Raw genomic sequence first — 17,774 nt, forward strand, 5'->3', positions numbered from 1 at the left:
CCTAGATCAGGATTTTAGGTGACATTCAATCCAAGTCATCCCACCAGCGCTTATTCGGGTTGTCGTTCAAAGTGAACAATTCTCCGATTTCAGGCGTGCTGTATTTCAGTCCCAACTTATCAGCCTCAGCCGTAAAACGATCGATCGGATCCTTCCAGTCGTGCTGCGCCAAAGCAAAGCCAGCCCAGTGCACAGCTACAGCGTGCTTCACGCCGACTTCAATTGCAGCTTGTACGCTCTCTTCTGGATACATGTGAATTTGATGCCAGTTCTTATTGTATTGACCACACTCCATAAAGGCTAGGTCAGGAGCTCCGATACGCTTGGCCACTTCTTTAAAGTGATTTCCGTAACCACCGTCACCGCTAAACCACACGTGGTATTGCTGGCTTTTGATCGACCAACCTCCCCACAAACACTTCGCTTGATCTCGAACGCCTCTTCCAGATGAATGGCGTGTAGGAGTATAGGTGATTCGGAGGTCATGGAAGGGGTGTTCATCCCACCAATCAAACTCTACAATGGCATTGCTTGGAATGTCCCATGAAAGCAGGTGACGCGCCGCTCCGAGTGCGACCCACCAAGTCTTCACCTTTCCTTTCAATCGCAGGATACTATCCATATCCAAGTGATCATAGTGGTCATGTGAAATCAAGACGATATCGATCTCAGGCAATTGATCGATAATGTCAATGGTATTCTCTGAGAAACGCTTCGTTGCAAACGGTGCGATGGGCGAGGCGTTATCGCCGAGCATCGGATCAATGAGAATATTCAATCCTGACAGTCTCATCAACACTACTGAATGCCCATACCAGATGAATTGGGGCTCATTGCTCGTAAATGAGGCGGCCTCAAATGCCTTCACCGGTATAGGCTTCGCCGGCTGACGGTGCTTCTTGTCGAAGAATTGCTTGTACAACAGCTTCGGCAGTTCATGCATGGTGAATTCAACACCTGTCTTCTCAATATTCACAAAGGTTCCTTCGCTCCAGTTGGTAGACTGCTCATAGCGTTCTTTAAGTTCCTTAGTGACTTTGCCACCGAATTGTTGTCCAAATTTCTTCATCACCACGAAGGTACGTTGAGGAAATCACAAGAGAATAACACGAATCGCTGAAAGGGGAACGCGGATCGCGGATTGCGGTGGAATGTGGAACGCGGAACGCAGAACGCGGTGATTGGTTCTTGGTAGCTGGTTCTTAGTTATCAATTATAGTTTATCGACCCTAGACCCTAGACTCTCGTCTCTAGACTAATAAGTCCGTTCTTTCGTTGATATGTCATGAAATTCGCCTTAACCCTAGCCTTAGGCTTGCTCTTCTCGATATGTTCTTATTCTCAAGACACGCTGATTGCAAGTCATTTCTTTCAAGGGATTAACTACTTCATGAATTCAGATTACTTGGTAAATCGCGGTATTCAATCGCTGGAGTCTACGGTTGAGTTGAAGGGAGAGCGATTCGTGATAGAACAGCTGGTCTTCGATTCAAATGGAGAAACCAGCGTTATCAAAGATTGGTACGGAAGTAAGGTGTTACTTGACGATAGCTTGATCCTACAGACCTACGACGATACGTTGATTTGTACCCGCTTGAGTAGCGAACTGCTTGATGTAGAAGGAGATTCCTGTTTTATAACCAGTCGCAAGTGGAAGGAGGGGGGAAAGCACTATTCCGTGGATACATATACTACCCCAAAAGAGCGAAGAAGGAAGGAAGCGAAATTCGTGGCGATTTTTGGCACCTCCGCTCCCAAATGGGATTACCCAGAGGATTTGAAAATGGGAAAGTGGTTTCCCGATTCTCGAACTGAAACTACCGTAACAAGCCGGAAGAGATCGGAAGTGTTTATTGACTTCATCTACAAAGACAATGTCAAGATCGAGATTGAAACAAATCGAAAGGGACGAATCAAGTCATACATCTATCGAGAAGCTGACTGGGAAATCCAGGTCAAGTTTAACAGTAAGGGAGCCCCGCTAAGTGTCACAAGAAGAGATGAGGATCACTCTGTCTTCAATCAACTCGAGTTTCAGTATGAACAAGGAATTCCTGTGAGTTACACGATCTATGATGGATATAGCAAGGAGGTTTCGACCCCCGTGCGAATAGAGGTGACGTACTGGTAGAGGGTGGACGGTAGACGGTGGACGGTGGACGGTGGAATGCGGAACGCGGAACGCAGAACGCGGTTGAATGTGGAATGCGGAACGCGGAACGCGGTGATTGGTTCTTGGTTCCTGGTTTTTAGTTCCTGGTTTTTAGTTCTTGGTAGCTGGTTCTTAGTTATCGATTATAGTCTATCGATTATCGTTTCTAGACCCTCGACCCTCGACCTTCGACCCTCGACTCTCGTCTCTCGTCTCTAGACCAACCCCAGGTTCACAAAACCGAAAAACCCATGCATTCAACCAAATTCTAACTCCGCTTACTCAGAACGCTGTCTGGCATAATGTTGGGAATACTTTCTTCGTTCTAAAAAGAAATATGAGTATGACCTTCAACGAATGGCGTAAGTGGTTCGAGTTCAATAAGAACTCGATGGACTCTGTCCCTGCCGATTGCTCTCCCGAATTGTCGATGGCTGAACTCGATTTGATCACGCATTCGATCCAACAATTCCAACGTGGTGAATACAGCGAAGGGAAGAACCTGCTGAAGTTCGCCAAACAGTGGGGGCGGACAGATTATGTAGAAGCGATCAAGGTGTTTATCCGTGAAGAGCAACGACACGCGATTGTGTTGGGCGAATTCATGAAAGCTGAGGGCATCGAACGCATCTCGGATCATTGGGTGGATGACACCTTTCGATTTCTTAGAAAGTACCTAGGGCTGGAGAATTCAATCCGCATCCTAGGTGTAGCTGAGATTATTGCGGTGCCGTACTATGCAGCATTACATGACTGCACCAATTCACGACGGTTGAAGGCGATTTGCAAGCAGATACTGCGTGATGAACATAAACACCTGCAGTTTCAAGCCGAGACCATTGAGGTCATCGGGAAAGAGCAAACCATGCTCAGACGTGAAATCGCCAATGTGCTTCAAGCAGTACTTATGCTGGGCACAATCATGATTGTGTGGTTACACCACCGAAGCATCCTGAAGAAAGGAGGGTATAGCTTCCTGAGATTCTTGAGGGAATGTGTGTCGTTGTTTGTTCGCCTTGTAGGGCAATCGATGGGTGAGCGTACTGTGGCTATGGGTTGATCAATCCTGAATTCCAAGGTTGACATGTGATCCATTCGGAACTTCGTTTGAATCTCCTTATTTTCGACTACCTGCTGACGATTATGAGAAGATTGAAACCTGCTGTCTTGATGGTTCTGGCCGCCATCGCATTATTCCTGGCGTCATTCCGCGCTAGCGAAAAACCACAATACCATAACTCTGGTGAATTAAAGCAGTTCCAAGAACTGAGTGATAGCTTACCTGATTCGTTCAATGGTTTGTTTGCTACTTCTGGAGCTTGTGTGAATTGCCATGGGAGTGATCCGGATGGAATAGCGAGTGTCACGCCCTTTGGTGAGGATGTGAATGTGGTTGATTCATGGCGCTCGAGCATGATGGCCAATTCAGCTAAAGATCCTTACTGGCAGGCGAAGATGCGCCAAGAAATGATGACCAATCCAGGTCACGCTGAAGACATTGGGAACTTCTGTACCAAGTGTCACGCACCTCTCGGTCGTCATGCCATGGAATACACCGGTGTTGAATCTTACACCTTTGAACACCTTCTTACAGACACTGCCGGAATGGACGGTGTATCCTGTGTGGCATGTCATCAGCAGACCACAGAAAACTTAGGAAACGAAAACAGCGGCAACCTGCATTTTGCAGATGAGCAGGTCGCTTATGGTCCCTTTGAATCTCCTTTGGTGAGCCCAATGGCGTTGAATAGCGGTTATGAGCCGGTGTATAGCGAGCATATCAAAGACGCTGGCATTTGTGCTAGCTGCCATACGCTGGTCACTGGAACAGTTGACCTAGATGGCAACTCAACCGGTGAGACCTTCGTTGAGCAAGCAACGTATCATGAATGGCTCAATAGTAGCTATGGTGAAGATGATTTGAATGTCACTTGCCAGAGCTGTCACATGCCAAGCCTTGGAAACAAGCAACCAATTATTCTCGCTGCAGGCTATGATACGCCGCCACGTGCGCCTTTTGCTGAGCATGAGTTTGCCGGAGCCAACAAGTTGATGCTCGAAATCATGAAAGACAATAGAGATACGCTTGATATCTCTGCTACTGAAGCTGATTACGATGCAACGATTGCTGCGACCTTAGAGATGCTCCAGCAACAGTCATTGGACATGGAGCTGTTTGAAGTTTCGCGTGACGAGCAAATGATTGCATTTGATGTAGAGCTTGAAAATCGTGCCGGACATAAATTCCCAAGTGGTTACCCTGCGCGTAGATTGTTTGTACAGACTACGGTTTACGATGACTTAGCAAATACGGTGATTTGGCAGTCAGGGGAGTGGGATGAAGACTTCTACCTTCTAGATGAAGACGAGAACTTCGAACCACATTATGATCTCATTACCAATGAAGACCAGGTTCAGATCTATGAAATGGTCATGGCAGATGTAAACGGAGATCCTACTACGGTTCTTGAACGCGCAGATGACTATTTGAAAGACAACCGTTTGGTGCCTCTGGGCTTTACCACTGAGCATGAGGTTTACGATACGACTTTAGTAGTTGGAGACGCACTCACAGATCTAGATTTCAACCAAGACGAATTAGGTTTCCAAGGAACTGGGGGTGACAATATTCATTACCAAGTTGACATGTCGGCAAACCCTGAATTGGCAATTCGTGTGGAGGTGAAGGTGTACTACCAGAGTATTCCTCCAAAGTGGACTGAAGAGCTGTTCGCTTGGGACGATCCGCTAATCAATCATTTTGAATCGATGTATGAGGCCGCCGATAAAACGCCTGTTTTGATTGAAGAATCATCGTTCATCAGCACGTATGTAAGCGTTGATGAAGAGATAATAGAGGCTCCTTCGGTTTTTGTCAATTCGTATGGTCAGTTGACTTATTCGGCACCTAACGGTGGAACGCTAACGCTTTACACCTTAGGAGGTAGACTCGTGCATCAAGAGAAGCAACTATTATTGAATTCGTCGTTGGAATTGCAATTGTCGTCAGGTGTTTATGTGACGATCATCGAAACCAGCGATGGCCAATTCATTGATAAAGTGTACATTCCATAATTCAGATAAAAGAGAACCTTGTGCTATCCTGGAAATAGCACGCCAATTAACATCAAAATCACGCCTTATGAAGCGATTTTACAAACCTGCAATGGTAGCGCTGATGATGGCAATCGGGTCGTTCGCGACAGCTCAGGTGAGCTTTACGAACATGAACTCATTGCTACAATCAACAGCTGACTTTAGTGTAGAAGATTGCGCCGTGGATATGAACGGTGACAAACTCGACGATGTCGTTCGAGTAACCTACAACGGTATTTACATCGATTACCAGCAAGAAGACGGAACCTTCGTTGGAGAGTACTTCCCAATGACGATTCAAAACCCTCCAACTTGGAGTATTGCTGCCGCAGACATCGATGAGAACGGTCACACTGACCTTTTATTCGGAAACGGATCTCGCGTTTCTTTCTGTTACGCTAATGATGACGGAACAGCTTACACAGAAGATGCTCACCCAGAGTACATCTTCTCTCAGCGTTCTACATTCTCTGATATCGATAACGATGGTAACCTCGATGCCTTCGTTTGTCACGATGTGGATCAGTCACACCCATACCGCAACGATGGTAATGGTAACTTGATCCTTGATCAGTCATTGATCGAGACGCTTGACGTAGGAGGTAACTACGCAGCGATCTGGGTTGACTACGACAACGATTGGGATTGTGACCTTTACATCACAAAGTGTCGTGGTGGTGCAGCTGTAGGTGATCCACAGCGTATCAACCTTCTTTACCGTAACAACGGAGATGGAACATTCTCTGAAGTAGGTGAGGAAGCAAACATGAACGACGGCGATCAAAGCTGGACAACAGTATTCGAAGATTTCGATAACGACGGTGACTTTGATGCTTTCACGGTAAACCACTCATGGGCTAACCGCTTCATGGAGAACAACGGTGACGGTACTTTCACTGACATCATCGGTACAACTGGAATCAACGCAAACGATCTAGGAGCTTGGAACTGTGATGCAGCTGACTTCGATAACAATGGATTCGTTGACATCTTCTCTGAAATGGGAACTGAGCTTTACCTAAACAACGGTGATGGTACGTTCTCAGCACAAGACCTAGGATTCGATAGCGGTGGTATCGCCGACTTGAACAACGATGGTTTCCTTGATGTACAGAATGGAAACAACATGTGGATCAACGACGGAAACGATAACAACTGGGTGAAGTTCAACCTTGAAGGAATCGTATCTAATAAGTCTGCTATCGGTGCACGCATTGAGATCTACGGTGATTGGGGAATCCAAATCCGCGAGGTACGTTCTGGTGAGTCATTCTCTCCAATGGGAACGTTGACAGCACACTTCGGACTTGGTACCGCAACTGAAATTGATGAAGTGGTGATCAAGTGGCCGAGCGGTGTCATCACTAGCCTTGACAACATCGACATCAACTCGAACAACACGCTAGTAGAAGCAGAGTGTATCACTGATCCAAACGAGATCACTGTGAACGGTATCTTGACAATCTGTCCAGGTGAAACAGTAGAGCTTGTGGCTGACGCAGGTTCAAGCTACACTTGGTCAACTGGTGCAGATACGCAGTCTATCGAAGTTGGAGAGTCAGGAAACTACAGCGTAGTGATCTGGGAAGACGAATGTGCTTCTATCTCAAATACAGTTACGGTTGAAGTGATTACAGAAGAAGTTCCTTCAATTTCACTTGACGGAGACGATGTTGTTTGTGAAGGAACAGAAGTTTACCTCACTGCAAGCATTGGTAGCGGTTACGAGTGGAGCAACGGAGCGACAGATCAGACAATCGTTGTAACCGAGTCAGGTGAGTACTTCGTGACGATCGACGGACTATGTGAAAACGTAGAGTTGACTTCTGAAGCAATTGAAATCACGATCCTTGATGGAGCAGATATGCCAGTTGCAGAGGATGTAACACTTCCAGAACCAAACGTTGCTATGTTGAGTGCAACAGGAGATAACCTACTATGGTACGCTTCTGAAGACGCAACAGAGCCTGTAGGTGAAGGTCCAAGCTTTACAACTGAGTTTGTGAATGATCAAGTAAGTTACTGGGTTGAAGCCAACGTTATCTACGGTGGTGGAGAAGAAGAAGGTGGTAAAGAAGATAACTCTGGTGGCGGTGGTCTACCATCAACTGGAGCTTACAGCTACTTCGATGCCTTTGAAGCATTCACAATCAACAGCGTGCGTGTATACGTTCCAGAAGAAGCAGGAGCTGGTGTACGTACTGTTCAACTGTTCGACGGAAACGGTGCGATGTTGCAAGAAGCAACATTTGACCTAACAGTAGGAGAGCAGGTAATCGATCTAAACTTCGATGTAGAAATCGGTAACCAGTACTCACTACGTTGTCCTGAAAACAACCTATTCCGTAACAGTGGAGGTGTAAATTACCCTTACGCAATCGGTACAGTTGGTTCTATCACAGATTCATTCTACGGAGGTAGCTACTACTACTACTTCTATGACTGGCAAGTAGAGAAGGCATCAGTAATGTGTCCTTCTGACCGCGTTGAAGTTATTGCTTCTGTAGTAAGCGTGAACGATGTGGAGGCTTTGAGCTCATTCAACATGTTCCCGAACCCAACGAACGGAGTATTGAACGTAAACATGGAGCTAAAAGAAGTGGCTCCTGTGAATGTGCAGATTCTTGACATCACTGGTAAGCAGGTATTCTCAGCACAATGGAATACAGGTGCTCGCGCAGTGAACAACTCAATTGATCTTTCAGAATTGGCGGCTGGTGTATACCAGTTCTCAATCGAGATCAACGGTGAGCGTATGACAGAGAAATTGGTAATCGAGCGCTAGTTCGAAACCATCGATATAGTAGAAGCCTCGGAGATTTCTCCGGGGCTTTTTTAGTTTGACCAGCTAAAGTACTCCTTGGTGATCGCTTCTTTGTTCTCTTCGAGATAGCTAATGAGTGCTTCATCAGCAGGAGTGAGGCGCTTGCTCTTGTTGTAGATTAAGTTCCAAGTGGTGATAATCGGAAGGCCTTGCATAGGGAATACATGCATGCTTTTTAAGCTGAGCTCGTTGCGTAGTCCGATTAGCGGCATGATGGAGAACCCAATACCAGCATTTACAGCCTGTTTTACCGCTTCATTCGAAACCAACTCCATGGATTTACTTGGGGAAATCTTCTTCTTCGCCAAATAGTCTTCCATGGCGTTTCGAGTTGCGGAACCTTCTTCGCGGTAGATCAAGGTGAGATCATTTAACTTACTCTTCGTGAGTTTCATGTCAGCATACTTCGAAGAACCTACCATGATTAGCCGGTTCTCCATTAATTCTACGGCCTCAACGGGAGTGTCTTCTGGCAGAACCGATACAAGGTAGAAGTCGCTTCTGTTATTATTCAAGTTCTCGATCACTTGGTTCTTGTTCGAAACATCAATCGATATCTCAACTCCTGGATACTTCTTCATGAATCCTTGAAGGAAATAGGGGATAACGTACTTGCCGGTAGAAACAATCGAGATCTTGATTTCTCCTGTTAAGATGCCTTTATATGAATTGACCGTTGCCTTAATTCCATCGGCTTCTTTCAAGATTTTTTTACTCACTTCAGCAATCTCTTGTCCGAAATCGGTGATGTAAAGTTGCCTTCCAATGACCTCAGTTAAGGGAATTTCGAACTGATCTTGAAGCCTTTTGAGCTGAATTGATACCGCGGGTTGTGTTAAATGCAAATCTTCTGAAGCCCGCGTTATACTTCGATGTTCGACAATCTTGAGGAAGATTCTGAGCTGGTGTAAGGTGTAGTTCATTTACGATTGTATATCCATTGTATAATAAGATTAAATAAAAATCAATGGATTTTGTTCTTGAACTTTGCGGAAACAAAACGCATAATCGTATGACGATCACACTCAACAGCCCAGCGAAGCATCAGCTTGCATCAAGCGCGAACGCGGCAACCGAAGACAAGGCTCTAGCGAAGCGTATCTTCGAAGAAGTAATGCAGAAGAAGTGCGAATACGACACTGCAGAGTGCATTTGGACGGATGACAACACCGTAGAAATTACAGGATTATCAGGCCCAGCGGTTCACCGCTTTATCCTAGAGCTAGAAAAGAACGGTAAGGACGTTTCTTTCGAACGCAAAATGGTCATTCGCATCTCCTAAGCTTCGGAATGGATCTACATGCAATGGCGGATAACCTTACGAATCCCGCCTTACTCTTTTTCCTTCTGGGAATCATCGCTGTGCAGCTCAAAAGTGATCTGCGGATCCCAGAAAACTCTTCCAAGTTCATCTCTATCTACCTCCTTCTCTCTATTGGTTTTAAAGGTGGTCAAGAACTTTCGCACGCCTCACTCAACGCGGAAATTGTATTGAGTATGCTCTTGGGAGTATTTCTAGCTTCAATCGTACCCTTAGTCTCCTTCTTCATCCTGAAGAGGAAAATGAGTCCGGCTAACGCAGGGGCGATTGCAGCTTCCTATGGTTCAGTAAGTGCCGTCACATTTGTGACGGCTACTTCTTTTCTAGACTTTGAAAGTCAAGTTTTTAGCGGACATATGATCGCAGTTATGGCATTGATGGAGGCTCCGGCTATCATCATTGGTGTGCTGTTGATCAACTACTTTAAACGCAATGAAAATTGTGAAAAGGCTTCTCTTGGAGGTATCATCAAGCACTCCGTTACCAATGGTAGTGTCATGATCATCCTAGGTAGTTTGGTGATTGGTTTTCTCGCTAGCGCGGAACAAGCAGAAGGCATTAAACCATTTACTACGGATATCTTCAAAGGCTTCCTTGCTGTATTCTTGCTAGACATGGGAATCACCAGTGGAAGACACCTCTCGGATATGTTGAAGAAAGGAGTCTACCCATTCTTGTTCTCATCAATCATGCCTTTCTTCAACGGACTAATGGCACTCTTTATCAGTATGCAGATTACTGACTCGCCAGGAAACCAACTCTTATTCGCCATTCTCGGAGCAAGCGCCTCATACATTGCCGTTCCAGCCGCAATGAAGAACGCCGTTCCAGATGCCAACCCAGGCCTTTATTTGCCTATGGCCTTAGGTATAACCTTCCCGATCAACGTAATCATCGGGATCCCATTCTACTTTTCAATTATTCTAGGATTTGGTTGACGGTAGGCGGTGGACAGTGGACGGTGGACGGTTGACGGATTAGTTTCTGTCCACTGTCCACTGTCCACTGTCCACCGTCTACCGCCTACGGCCTACTGCTTACAAACACCACAATCAGCCCGATTGTGAATACCAAAATGAAGCACCTGCGGCTTCGCTGGCTGAATCTTTTCGTCGTAGATGACGAGTTGTTCTTTATTGAGCTGAGCTCGAATATCTAATTCACGGAGTTCGCGGAGATCTTTCTTTTCTTGACCTATCATTTGGATTCTGACTAGCACCTGATCTTCAGTAAGAAGTGTGTCAGACTCGACTTCATCTGTTCGAAGGTCCAATAGATTAAATTCAGCAGCGTAGTGCTGGAAAACGCTGTCGATTGCCGCTGATTGATCAGGGGTCAGGGTAATATTTTTGTCGATGGCATCACGTTTGCGCTTATCTACAATAGATAAGTCCTGCGCATATCCGAAATTGGAGGCGCAGATTAAGACAACAATGATGAATCTTCCGATCATGACTTCGAAGTTAAAGCAATCACTTCTGCTTAGCGCAATATTCATGCTAAACATTGCAAACCTTGTTGCTCAAGGAAATCTTGTCAGTGAATTTGAAAAGCTCTTAGATGACCAACGTCTGGACGGAGCTTGGGTATCAGCGTGTTTCCTGAACCAAAAGACAGGGGAGGCCATCATGGAACATAATGCTGATTTGGTTGTGAGTCCGGCTTCTTCGATGAAGGTCGTTACCACACACGCGGCGCTCAACATCCTCGGACCAGAGCATCAGTTTAAGACAGAGTTGATTACTTCAGGAGTTCTTTCTCCTGATGGCACACTTAATGGAAATCTGATCATCAGAGGTTATGGTGATCCAACCTTGGGTTCTCCAAACTTCAAACAGTCTGACTTCATGCAAGATTGGCTTCTAGCTATCAGAAATGCCGGAATCCGTGCGATCGAAGGCTCTCTTGTTGTCGACGACTTATACTTCGAAGGTACTCCTGTTGTAGGTTCAACTTCTATTGAAGATGGGGGGAACTACTACGCCACTGGGGTTTATGGTATTAACCTCTACGACAATACGTGCAAGCTGTTCTTATCTAGTCCAGAAATGGCAGGAGAACTCACGACGCTTGTTAAGGTTGAACCAAGTTTGCCAGGCGTAGAGTTCTTGAATTACGTAGAGTCTTCAGATCAACGAGGAGATAACGCTTACATCTACGGACAACCTTACGACAAACAGCGGGTGATTCGAGGGACTATTCCGAAGAACAGAAAGAGCTTCGAGATCAAGGGGGCCATTCCTGATCCTGCTGCAGTGCTTGCTAATGAATTCAAGAATAAGTGTGAGCTGAAAGGAATTCGAATCTCAGAAGGAGTCAATGTGCTTCGGAGTCTAGAAACATTCGAGAACGAACAAGTCATTCACACAAGCTTCTCACCAAAACTTTCGGAAATAGTTTATTTGACGAATCGCAAGAGCATCAACCTCTACGCAGCAGCTTTGGTGAAACACCTAGGAATGAAGGAACGAGGAGTTGGAAGCTTCAAAGTGGGAGCAGAGGTAATTGAGAGTTATTGGAAAGACTTCGGAATAGATGTTACCGGACTTCAAATTGAAGATGGAAGTGGTCTCAGCAGAACCAACTTCATTACCACGCGTCAGCTGGCCAGAACAGCAGGGTATGTCAGTAAAAAATCGGAAGATGCCTTCCAAAAGAGTTTGCGTCCGTATGCCGGACGTAGCAAGCTGCTTGTCAAGTCTGGATACATAGAGCGCGTGCGGAGCTTTACAGGAAGAATTACATTGACAGACGGTACAAAAGCGTCATTCTCTATTGTACTGAACAACTTCAATTGTACTGCAAGCCAATCTAGACAAGTACTTGAAGGCTTTTTAAAGGCAATCACTCAACCCTAAGACCGAATTGCTACCTTTGCGAAGCTATTTGGTTTTGTCACTTCACAAAGAAGGCGACGAATTAAAAGGGAATCCGGTGAGAATCCGGAACTGTGCCCGCAGCTGTAAGTTCTAAAAACCCCTTGTTGTCATCTAAGCCACTGCTCTTTGAGTGGGAAGGCACAACAAGAGAACGAGTCAGAAGACCTGCCTGTAGCTTTAACCTTCAACAATGCTCGGTGCAAGCATTCAAGAAGTATGAAGCATTTCGCATTAATCATAGCAACCCTTTGCTGCACCGTGGTGTATGCACAGCCTGATTCGTTGGAAATCTCCTTCATTTTGCCGGAGGTGGAAGTCGAGCCAGATCGTGAATTGTATTCACCAGGATTTGAAGTTACCACTGATTCGGTATTTGCTAAGTACCTTCCGTCTCTATCGCTCGGACAAATATTGGAGATGAATGGTTTGTCAGGTGTAAGAACCTATGGCGCCAGCGGAACCTTGATTTCTGCACTCAACAAAGGATTATCAAGTGATCATACGCTAGTTACCTGGAACGGTATTCCGTTGAATACACCGTCATTAGGGAGCACAGATATTTCCTTGGTTCCCTCCGCGCTTTTCAGCAACATTACGTTTCAGTCGGATCAATTCAATTCCGCTGGTTTGTCAGGAGGGGCTGCCGGAGCTATTCGTCTCAGAGATTATTGGGAGAACGCTACAGTCATCAGTACATACATAGATGACACCTTCAACGCTTCCGCGCTAGCGAGATCAGGATACCGAATCAATTCAAACTTCAAAGGAATTACCACGCTCAGTGTATTTGACGCGCGAAATGAGTTCGAATATGTTGACCCATTCCAGCCAATTGCACCAGGGGAATCAGCCATTAGCCAAGAACAAGGTTTCAACAACTTCCATCAAAAAGCTTTTAAGCAGCGATTTGAGTTTGGTTCGACCAACGGTTTATGGGGAGCGCATGTGGCCATGTGGGCGCAACAGTCACGTTTGGCGATTCCTTCAAACTTCGGAGCATTGAACCACCAAACCGGAGCCCAACGAGATTCGAGCCTAAGATTCACGGCCAACGTTACTTATGCAAAAGGAGATAGGGAAGTGACCTTGAGGATGGGGCTCTTCAATGATTTCCAGCGGTTCGAATCATTTGTTGATGACACGCAGTCGATCATTTCAGAGATTGATAACAGGCGAAACTATTTGTCATTACTAGCTCAAAGAAAGTGGGGTAAAGGCCGGTTCGGCGCTAGCCTGACAGTCGATGATCAATTAGCCACAGGTGTGAATTACCCGGATGAAGAAGCGAGCCAACTGCTTTATGGTGCACGACTCTTCGGTGCAGTGGAAAGCAATAGTTGGTTCGCTGAGGGAGATATTCGATTTGATTTGGTCAATGAGAATCTCGCGGTGAACGGAGATGCAAGGGTAGGATATAGGAAGGATCAATGGACATTCTCTGGATCTCTGCAACGAGTGTTCCGGTATGCCGACTTGAATGAATTGCATTGGATCTCCGGAGGGAATCCTAACCTGAATCCTGAACAAGGATGGTCTTATAACCTCAGTACTGACTGGCGCTTTAAAAACGATAAGCAAGCGTTGGAGTTGATGCTGAATGGATATTACACTACCATGGAGTCAGTGATTCTTTGGGTGCCAGGAGATCAATTCTGGGGTGCACAAAACGTTGATAGTATCCAAACCTTCGGATTGATTGGAGCCATCAATCACTCTGTGAGCTTTGGAGATATGAAGCTTTCATCAAGGATTCGCGCAAATATTCATCAGGATTCCAACGAAGATGAAGCACTTGAGGCATTTTATCCCGCACTTAGATTGAGCTACATCTTGCAAGGTAACTGGCGCAGATTGAACGTCGGAGCGAACCTTCGCTACACCGCGAATGAGTGGGAGTACGAGGCGTTGAATGCGACTCAAGGAGAGCAAGATGCCGTCTTCACTGCCGACGTTTTCGCGGGCATTGCTATCGGGCCAACATCAAGGCCAGTCACCTTGAATTTTTACATCAGAAACCTAGGAAATACCATGGATTACCGCGTCAGCAGAACACCTTCACCTGGAAGGGTAGTATCTTTGGCGGTGAGCTGGAACATCAAACACCAATCAAAATGAAAAAGCTATTGCTACTTGCGTTTGTCGCAGGACTAACATTCTCAAGCTGTAAGAAAGACGAAACTCCAGAAGAGGAGCAAACACCGGCCGTTACTTCGGGAATGGTTGTAGGCTGTGAAGGAACCTTCGGTCTAGTAAACTCATCAGTTCACTTTATCTATGACGATGCTCGCGTGGCGAACAACGTATTTGAAGGCGCTAACAATGTGGGCCCAGGTGACGTAATGCAGCAGTTCCGTATTTACAATGGCTTTGGATATGCAGTAATGAATAACAGCCAAAAAGTTGAGGTGGTACGCGCTTCTGACTTCTCATTTCAAGGGAGTATCACTGGTTGTGATTACCCGCGTGATGTGATGGTGTTAAATGACAGCAAAGGATACATTTCAAATGGTTCAGGAGCTGGAGAATTGTTGATTTTCAATCCAACGACACGTGCAATTACTGGTTCTGTTACTGTAGGAGACGGTCCTGAACAAATCGCTTACAACGGAACACACGTTTTCGTTGCGAATAGCGGTGGATGGGGCTTCGATAACTCTGTGAGCGTTGTTGATCCATTGACTGATCAAGTGGTGGCTACTGTAGAAGTAGGAGATCGCCCAGTAGCTTTAGAGGTAGATTACCAAAACAACGTTTGGGTGCTTTGTAAGGGAGACATCGAATACGATGAGAACTGGAACATCGTAAACGAAACTCAGGCTACCCTGCACCGCATTGATGGTACACAGTTTGTGCAAACAGGAGTGTTGAACATCGGTGAAATTGGTGAACACCCTGAATTCATGGATATCAACGGCGCTGCGAACAAGCTGTACATTGAAAATGACGAAATCGTTGTCTTGTCAATCGTGACTGGTGAGTTCGAAGCCGACCTGACAACAGGGAGCTTTTTCGGAATAGGTGTTCATCCAACCACCGGAGAAGTGTACCTTGGATCAGCTCCTGATTACACAGGAAATGACCAAGTGTTTGTATACTCGGCTGACGGAACGCAGCTAGAGACCTACGATGTAGGTATTGCGACGCGTTCTTTCGCCTTTAGAAACTAATATGAAGAAACTCTTTCTATCAATCCTTGTGCTGATTTCGGCTAACGCCGGAATCGCACAGGATTATCCTAGCCTCTTGTACCGCGTGACATCACCGGAAAGCAATGAGGCTTCTTTTATTTTCGGGACGATGCACGTGAGCGATAGCTCTATCGTGGCTATGGCTGATGATTTGCTCAATTACATTGACTCTACAGTGGTATTCTGCAATGAGATCGACCTCACAGATAATCAGCCAGACCAGTCCATGTTCACCAACATGGTATTTGCGTCCCAAGCTGAACGTGACTCCATCTATTCCGCAGAAGATCAAGCATTGATCACGGAGTTTGCTGACAAGAAGATGCCAGGAATGGGCCAAATGATGCTCACCTTAAAACCGTTTTGGGTCATGGCAACCATTGTAGAGATGGATATGCAGATCGACGCGAATCAAGTGCTGGATGTACAACTTCAAGTAGCTGCGGAAAGTCTAGGGAAGCTTGTTCGTCCGTTAGAAACCCTTGAAAGTCAGATGGGCGCAATCAACGAAGTCCCGCTCAAGGAACAGAGAGATATGCTCGTTGACTACCTGAATGACTATGAGAATCAAACTGACCTTTCAGGGAAGATGACGGAAGCGTACATCAACAAAGACCTTGATGGAGTCTATGCTGTATACACAAGCAACGCTTTCGGCAATGAGATGGAGAAACAGTTGGTGTTTGAACGCAACGTTGAAATGACAGAAAAGCTTGTTGAGATTCATAAAATCAATCCGTTCTTCTGTGCTGTAGGAGCACTGCATTTGCCAGGAAAAGGAGGGATGATCGAGCTTTTAGAAGAAGCTGGATTTACCGTAGAGCCCGTAATTCTCAACTAAATCAACGGGTCTTTACCAGAATCTTTAGCTCTTCTAGGTAGAGATCGGTTTCTGACGCGATACTTTCTCTTGTAGCTTTGACAGGAATGTCAGCTGCTACCGGTTTCGGGTCGTATTCAAATGAACGATCGTTGTTGAATCGGATAGAAGCAATTAACACCGGAACTCCAGTGTTGACAAGCTTGTATTTTACTGGATTCCCCCACGTTCCACTTTCGGGACCAAGACATGTTTCTCCCAGAATATCTCCCAACTGTTTCTTCTTGAAGTTGCCCGCGAAATTCGCGCTAGCAGACCCTGATAACCCATTCATAAATAGGTAGGTAGGCCCCTTGTGATGAAATTTAGGTGAAAGCTCCGGATCGTTGAAGTAAATGGTGTCTAGACTGCCAATTGGTTGATCTGCGAGGTAGGTGTAATTCACAGCATCTTCGTTCTTTTTGGCGAAAGTTCGAAGCAAGAAGCGATTCCATTTCGAGAAGGTGTTATCGTAACGTTCAACAGATGCCTCACTTTGACGAGCAATCAAATTATCAGGCACGCGCACATCTTCCACATTCAAATAGGAGAGGAGACGCTCCATGCGTCCTGAGTTACCCCCTGTGTTGTTTCGAAGGTCAATGGCAACGTGTTCAATTCCAGCTTTCTCAATCGTCTTAAATGACTTCTTCAAGAAGCGATCATACTTACCTTGACTCCCGTAGGCAAAGGAACCAATCTTTACTACAGCGATGCTTTCTTCCTCGAGTACCGTCAGCTTGTAGATCTCAGGGTCAATAGATTTCAGCAACTTCTTCTGTTGCTTAGCATTATATCCAGGGTAATGAATCTCCTGTGAGCGAGCTTCTCCTGGAAGTCGCACAATGAGAATGTTGTCTTCCTTGACTTCAGTTTCAAGTCCGATAAATGAAGGGAAAAGCGCATCAGAAATGCGTTTAAATCCGGTGATGCTGTTTCCTTCATAGATGCTATAGGCCGAAACATCGTTGTGTAGCTTCTTGACCGAAACACCGTTGAATCGTTCTAGAACTGTTCCCTCTGGAAGTATGTCTAACCGATCATGTGAAACAACAATCTCTTTATCCGCAGACCATACAGCGAAGTTCAAGGCTAGCCCGTTATTCGCGCGATAAGCACCAACAGCCCCTGAGAAACTCAGCGAGGTATGGCTGTCACGAAATACGCGAAGCGTACGTGCTACCAGTTTCTGGAAATCAGCTCCCGTCATGCCTTCAAGCACTGCTTGCTCTGCATTCTCCCAAGCAGCATCCACATCTTCTATTGTACTATAGACGTAAGGATCTGGATGTATCTCCGTGATTGCCTGACGCAATTGAGCAAGGTCTTCCTTCAGCAGATCAGCACTGTAAAGTGAGTCTGCTTTGAACTGAGCCCTTGAAAACAAAGTAGCACCCATGAAGATCATGAGTGCCACTGTATGTATGAGGTATTGCGTGCTTTTCACGTAGTTAC

The 17,774-nt window shown here is 45.8% G+C and carries 14 protein-coding genes and 1 riboswitch; of the genes, 10 read left to right on the top strand and 4 right to left on the bottom strand.

What is annotated here, in order from left to right:
• Positions 1-25 precede the first annotated feature (25 nt).
• Entirely contained in the window at positions 26-1,069 is a 1,044-nt protein-coding gene (locus tag RA156_RS06100) for an MBL fold metallo-hydrolase (protein WP_306643673.1), read from the bottom strand.
• A gap of 216 nt (positions 1,070-1,285) precedes the next feature.
• Between RA156_RS06100 and RA156_RS06105 the strand changes: the two genes are divergently transcribed.
• The 4 genes from RA156_RS06105 to RA156_RS06120 all read left to right on the top strand — a co-directional run bounded on the left by RA156_RS06105 (position 1,286) and on the right by RA156_RS06120 (position 8,033).
• The gene (locus tag RA156_RS06105) at positions 1,286-2,131 is read left to right on the top strand and encodes a hypothetical protein (RefSeq protein ID WP_306643674.1); all 846 of its coding nucleotides are present in this window, start codon (positions 1,286-1,288) and stop codon (positions 2,129-2,131) included.
• 358 nt (positions 2,132-2,489) lie between these two features.
• Positions 2,490-3,212: a ferritin-like domain-containing protein gene (locus RA156_RS06110; RefSeq protein ID WP_306643675.1), complete on the top strand. Its 723-nt coding sequence runs from the start codon at positions 2,490-2,492 to the stop codon at positions 3,210-3,212.
• A gap of 83 nt (positions 3,213-3,295) precedes the next feature.
• Entirely contained in the window at positions 3,296-5,227 is a 1,932-nt protein-coding gene (locus tag RA156_RS06115; protein WP_306643676.1) for a multiheme c-type cytochrome, read from the top strand.
• A 67-nt stretch (positions 5,228-5,294) separates the two neighbouring features.
• On the top strand, positions 5,295-8,033 hold the full coding sequence (locus RA156_RS06120; RefSeq protein ID WP_306643677.1) for a T9SS type A sorting domain-containing protein: 2,739 nt from the start codon (positions 5,295-5,297) through the stop codon (positions 8,031-8,033).
• Positions 8,034-8,083: 50 nt separating this feature from the next.
• Here RA156_RS06120 and RA156_RS06125 read toward each other — a convergent pair whose 3' ends face one another.
• A complete protein-coding gene (locus RA156_RS06125) occupies positions 8,084-8,995 on the bottom strand; it encodes a LysR family transcriptional regulator (protein WP_306643678.1) in 912 nt (303 codons plus the stop codon).
• A 44-nt stretch (positions 8,996-9,039) separates the two neighbouring features.
• On the opposite strand from RA156_RS06125, the gene RA156_RS06130 reads away from it, so the two are divergent.
• Complete coding sequence (locus RA156_RS06130) at positions 9,040-9,354, top strand: hypothetical protein (RefSeq protein WP_306643679.1); 315 nt, start codon at positions 9,040-9,042, stop codon at positions 9,352-9,354.
• Positions 9,355-9,362: 8 nt separating this feature from the next.
• Positions 9,363-10,331, top strand: a complete 969-nt coding sequence (locus RA156_RS06135) for a sodium-dependent bicarbonate transport family permease (RefSeq protein WP_434064826.1) — start codon at positions 9,363-9,365, stop codon at positions 10,329-10,331.
• A gap of 92 nt (positions 10,332-10,423) precedes the next feature.
• Here RA156_RS06135 and RA156_RS06140 read toward each other — a convergent pair whose 3' ends face one another.
• Positions 10,424-10,846, bottom strand: a complete 423-nt coding sequence (locus RA156_RS06140) for a hypothetical protein (RefSeq protein ID WP_306643681.1) — start codon at positions 10,844-10,846, stop codon at positions 10,424-10,426.
• On the opposite strand from RA156_RS06140, the gene dacB reads away from it, so the two are divergent.
• The 4 genes from dacB (at position 10,845) to RA156_RS06160 (ending at position 16,301) form a co-directional block, all read left to right on the top strand.
• A complete protein-coding gene (gene dacB, locus RA156_RS06145) occupies positions 10,845-12,251 on the top strand; it encodes a D-alanyl-D-alanine carboxypeptidase/D-alanyl-D-alanine endopeptidase (RefSeq protein WP_306643682.1) in 1,407 nt (468 codons plus the stop codon). The genes RA156_RS06140 and dacB overlap by 2 nt on opposite strands.
• A gap of 11 nt (positions 12,252-12,262) precedes the next feature.
• A riboswitch (cobalamin riboswitch) is annotated at positions 12,263-12,459 on the top strand.
• 29 nt (positions 12,460-12,488) lie between these two features.
• Positions 12,489-14,387 (top strand): porin family protein, encoded by a 1,899-nt coding sequence (locus RA156_RS06150; RefSeq protein ID WP_306643683.1) that lies wholly within the window; start codon positions 12,489-12,491, stop codon positions 14,385-14,387.
• Entirely contained in the window at positions 14,384-15,439 is a 1,056-nt protein-coding gene (locus tag RA156_RS06155; protein WP_306643684.1) for a YncE family protein, read from the top strand. The genes RA156_RS06150 and RA156_RS06155 overlap by 4 nt, the downstream gene beginning before the upstream one ends.
• Before the next feature lies 1 nt (position 15,440).
• Positions 15,441-16,301, top strand: a complete 861-nt coding sequence (locus RA156_RS06160; protein WP_306643685.1) for a TraB/GumN family protein — start codon at positions 15,441-15,443, stop codon at positions 16,299-16,301.
• A 1-nt stretch (position 16,302) separates the two neighbouring features.
• On the opposite strand, the gene RA156_RS06165 is transcribed toward RA156_RS06160, so the two are convergent.
• Entirely contained in the window at positions 16,303-17,766 is a 1,464-nt protein-coding gene (locus RA156_RS06165) for a S41 family peptidase (RefSeq protein WP_306643686.1), read from the bottom strand.
• Positions 17,767-17,774 lie beyond the last annotated feature (8 nt).

Origin of the sequence: Sanyastnella coralliicola, assembly GCF_030845195.1 — a bacterium.
Classification (GTDB): domain Bacteria; phylum Bacteroidota; class Bacteroidia; order Flavobacteriales_D; family Sanyastnellaceae; genus Sanyastnella; species Sanyastnella coralliicola.